The organism is Arthrobacter sp. SIMBA_036, assembly GCF_046535135.1.
In the GTDB taxonomy this organism is placed as follows: domain Bacteria; phylum Actinomycetota; class Actinomycetes; order Actinomycetales; family Micrococcaceae; genus Arthrobacter.
The window spans coordinates 1-271 of sequence record NZ_JAWRXG010000180.1; the positions used below are offsets into that span (position 1 = coordinate 1).

General features: G+C 59.8%; 1 protein-coding gene. It reads left to right on the plus strand.

Translation table 11 applies throughout. From position 1 onward, the window contains the following. Nucleotides 1-42: 42 nt before the first annotated feature. The coding region (locus SB659_RS19575) for a hypothetical protein (RefSeq protein WP_410551610.1) at nt 43-271 on the plus strand (229 nt) is incomplete at its 3' end.

Consider the following 271-nt stretch of genomic DNA (forward strand, 5'->3'; position numbering starts at 1 on the left):
GGTTGCACATGGGTATCGCACAAAACATACGATTTTTGGCCCATGACGCTGCCTCCCACCCCGAGTCTGAAACTGAATGTTTCCGCCGCACATGCGCGAAACACGATGTCGCGCCGCGCGCCCCGCGCCCTTTTTCTGGCCCCCGAATCGGCCGGCGCGAAGGCGCCCGATGCGACGATGTGGAACGCTTTTTATAACGTGGTCAACGGGTTGACTGGAATCCTGGCACTCGCAACCCGCCCAATCGCAGCGCCAAAAAATCCCGCCGATT